This is a genomic window from Longimicrobium sp., from assembly GCF_036387355.1.
Lineage (GTDB): Bacteria > Gemmatimonadota > Gemmatimonadetes > Longimicrobiales > Longimicrobiaceae > Longimicrobium.
This window is the reverse complement of record NZ_DASVTX010000391.1, coordinates 1-3,616: the sequence shown is the minus strand read 5'-3', so window position 1 is coordinate 3,616 and position 3,616 is coordinate 1. Positions and strand designations below refer to the sequence as shown.

Genomic DNA, 3,616 nt, shown 5'->3' with positions numbered 1-3,616 from the left:
GCACACGGTCCGCGTGACGCGCCACGGGCCGGTGCTCTCCGACGTGGAGCCGCGCGCCGGCAACCGGGTGATGTCCATGCGGTGGACCGCGTACGAGCCCTCCACCGAGGTCACCGCGCTGATGGCGATGAACCGCGCCCGTTCCGCGGACGAGTTCGTGGGCGCGCTGCGGGGCTTCAACAATCCTCACCAGAACGTCGTCTTTGCCGATGCGGACGGTCGGTTCGGGTACTGGATGGGCGGCCGCGTCCCCGTCCGCCGCGCGGGCGACGGGCTGCTGCCGTACCCGGGATGGACGGACGAGGGCGAGTGGGTGCGCTTTCTGGACTTTGACGAGCACCCGCACGTGCTGGATCCCGAGGCGGGCTTCGTGGTCACCGCCAACAACCGGCAGGTGGGCGGCGCGTACCCGTTCCACATCAGCAACGGGTGGGCGGAGCCGTACCGCGCCATGCGCATCCGGCAGATGGTGGAGGCCGGGCGCGGGCTGACGGCGGCCGACGTGGCGCGGCAGCAGATGGACGTGACGGATGTGTTCGCGCTGCGCCACCTGCCCCGCGCCGTGCGCGCCGCCGAGGCCGCCGGACTGGGCGACGCCGCGCGCCTGCTGCGCGGGTGGGACGGGCGCGCGGAGATCGACTCGCGGCCGGCGGCGCTCTTCTATACCTGGTTCGAGGAACTGCGCACGCGGGTGGGGAATGACGAGTTCGGCGGCAAGAACGTGTACTTTCCCCGCACCACCCTGGCGCGCGTGCTGGAGGGGGGCGCGGCGCGCTGGGTGGACGACGTGACGACGGATTCCACCGAGACGCTCGAGGGCCTCGCCGCCGCGGCGATGAAGACGGCCGTGGAGGCCGTGGGAACCAAGAGCTGGGGGGAGATCCACACCACCCGCATCGACCATCCGCTGGGCGTGGTGGGCGCGCTGGACCGTGCGTTGGGGCTCAACATCGGCCCGTTCCCCAACCGCGGGTCGTTCTACACCGTCAACGTGGCGGGATTCGGGTCGCGCACGCCGCCGTTCACCAACGCGTACGGCGCCAGCCAGCGGCACGTGGTGGACATGGGGGACGTGGATGGATCGGGCGGATTCGTGATCCCCACGGGGCAGAGCGGCAATCCCCTCTCCCGCCACTACCGCGACCAGACGCCCATGTGGCGCGACGGCCGCCTCTGGCTGATTCCGCTGGACCGCCAGAAAGCCGAGCGCCGCGCCGTCGCGAGAATGACTCTGCGGCCGGAGTAGGGGGCGAGGCGGGCGACTGAAGTCGCGGCAACAACGGCGCAAAGTCCGCCTGCGCGGACTGCGGAGGCGGCTTCGGCGCGAGGGGCAGGGGTTGGCGCGTCCGCCCGTCCAGAGCGAATGAATTCGCCGCTGGAAAAGCACGAAGTCCGCCTGCGCGGACTGCGGCGGCGGCTTCGGCGCGCGAGGGCAGGGTTCGGCGCGTCCGCCGTCCAGAGCGAATGGATTCGCCGCTGGAACAGCACGAAGTCCGCCTGCGCGGACTGTGGCGGCCGCTTCGGCGCGAGGGCGCGGCCCACGCGTGCGGATCAGCCCGCAAACCGTTGCATCCCAACAAAATGTCATCCTGAGGAGGCGCCGCGCAAACCCTCCGCCGCGCCGACGGTTGGCGCCGACGAAGGATCTGCTTTCCGCGCGAGCCAACGTCGCGCACGGCACGGAAGCGACGCCCGCGGTGAGTCTCCGTTCAGCAGTTGAAGCCCCGATCGTGGACGCGCCAGCGGCCATGAGTCGGGGCTTACCGCTTTCCGAGCGGCGGATTCATCCGCTCAGGGGAGCCCGGGACGCGTCCCGCAGTCGGCGGAGAAAAAGAGACCATCGCGCGTGCGTCGCGTTCGGCGCCGAACACCAGCTCCTGCGCAGGTGCAGCCTCACAGCAGTACCGTGAGGCTTTCAGCCGTTGTTGCGGCGAGTTCACTCGCTCAGCAGAACCGGACCCCTCTCGCCTCTCGCCCGCGAGCCCGGCCGTGCCGGCCCGGCGAGCGCCAGAAAGCGGCGGCGAGTCAGCCCCGGAAACGCAGACCGGCCGGTGGATGCGTTCCACCGGCCGGTTCGTGGTCGTGTGCGGGCACGTGCGTCAGGCGCGGGCCGGAACGGTGGCGGCGCGGCGCTGAAGCGTGGCGGCGAGCGCGATCGCCAGCGCGATGAGCCCGAGGCTGATCATCTGCGCCATGGAAATCGCCCCGAAGAAGCGGTCGTCCTTGGCGCGGAAGATCTCCACGATGAAACGCTCCACCCCCGCCATGGCCAGCCACGCGAGGAACAGCATCCCCGGCTGCGTCGCCAGGCGCGGCCGCAGCTTCAGCAGCACGGCCAGGATGATGAGCGTGATCCCCGTTTCGTACAGCTGCGTGGGATGCACCGACATCACCTGAAAGTCGGGGATGCTGGACGGCACGTTTTCGCCGAACGCGCGCAGGTTGCCGGCCGTGCTGGGCGGCGCGCCCTGGGGAAACGCGACGGCCCAGGGCGCCGTGGTGGGAGAGCCGTAGTCGTCGCCCACCAGAAAGCAGCCCACGCGGCCGATGGCGTAGCCCAGCGCCAGCCCGGGCGCCACCGCGTCGGCATACGGCCACACGGGGATCTTGAGCTGGCGGATGCGGAACAGCACGGCCAGCGCGCCGCCGATGAAGCCGCCGTACCACACGAGCCCGGAGCGCGAAAAGATCGCGTCCGCGGGGTTGGCCATCGTCTCGGGGAAGTTCAGCAGCAGGTAGTAGATCTTGGCGCCCAGAATGCCGCCGAGGGCGGCGAAGCCGGACATGTCCCACGCGTGTTCGGGGTCGTACCCCGCGCGCTTGAGCGCCCGCGCCACCATCCAGGCGGCGCCCACGAACGACAGGGCGATCATCACGCCGAAGCTGGTGATCTGCAGGCCGCCGATCGTAAACAGAATCGGATACATCTCGCGCGCGGGCTGGGGGATGCGGGAACCGGCGCACGCGGGCGCGCCGCCGGTGGAGATCGGTTCGGGAATGTTTGCGAACGATAAACTTATGCCGGATGGAGGTTCCGGTGAAGGGGCGGGGGAAGTGCGGGGTGCAGAGTGCAGAGTGCAGAGTGCGGAGTACGAGAGTATGCGGCGGTCGGACTGGTGCGGGCAGCGGAGCGTGGTGCGGCGCCGGGCTGTGGCCCTCACCCGGCTCGCTAAAGCTCGCCACCCTCTCCCACGAACAGATGTGGAAGAGGGGGCACACGGCAACTTCGCCTCCCCTGCTTCTCCGCGTGCAAACTGTTGCATGGAGAGGGGAGAACAGCCGATCGGTGTGATTCGGATGGTGCCGATGCGGCCGAAAGAGGCCCCCTCCCCCCAGCCCCCTCCACCCGCTCCGCGGGAGAGGGGGAGCCGTTCGGCACAGTAAATGGGTCGGTGCGCGTCCGCAGGTTTCCGGCAGTGCGGAGTTGAACGCCGCGCGAGCCAGAGGTTCCCGACGGGTGCGCAGATGGATTACAGGGCTCGTGCCCGGCGGTTGAAACCGCGCCTCGAAACACACGAAGTCCGCCTGCGCGGACTGCATCCGCGGCTTCGGTGCGGGAAGGGAACAGCACGACGGTCGCGTTCGGCACCGAAGTGATCGCCCGTGCAGGGCAGCC

2 protein-coding genes are annotated in these 3,616 nt (G+C 70.1%); one reads left to right on the top strand and one right to left on the bottom strand.

The window, feature by feature from the left end:
• On the top strand, positions 1–1,246 hold a 1,246-nt coding region (locus VF665_RS17035), incomplete at its 5' end, for a penicillin acylase family protein (protein WP_331054647.1).
• Positions 1,247–2,099: 853 nt separating this feature from the next.
• On the opposite strand, the gene lgt is transcribed toward VF665_RS17035, so the two are convergent.
• Entirely contained in the window at positions 2,100–2,927 is an 828-nt protein-coding gene (lgt, locus tag VF665_RS17030) for a prolipoprotein diacylglyceryl transferase (RefSeq protein ID WP_331054646.1), read from the bottom strand.
• Positions 2,928–3,616 lie beyond the last annotated feature (689 nt).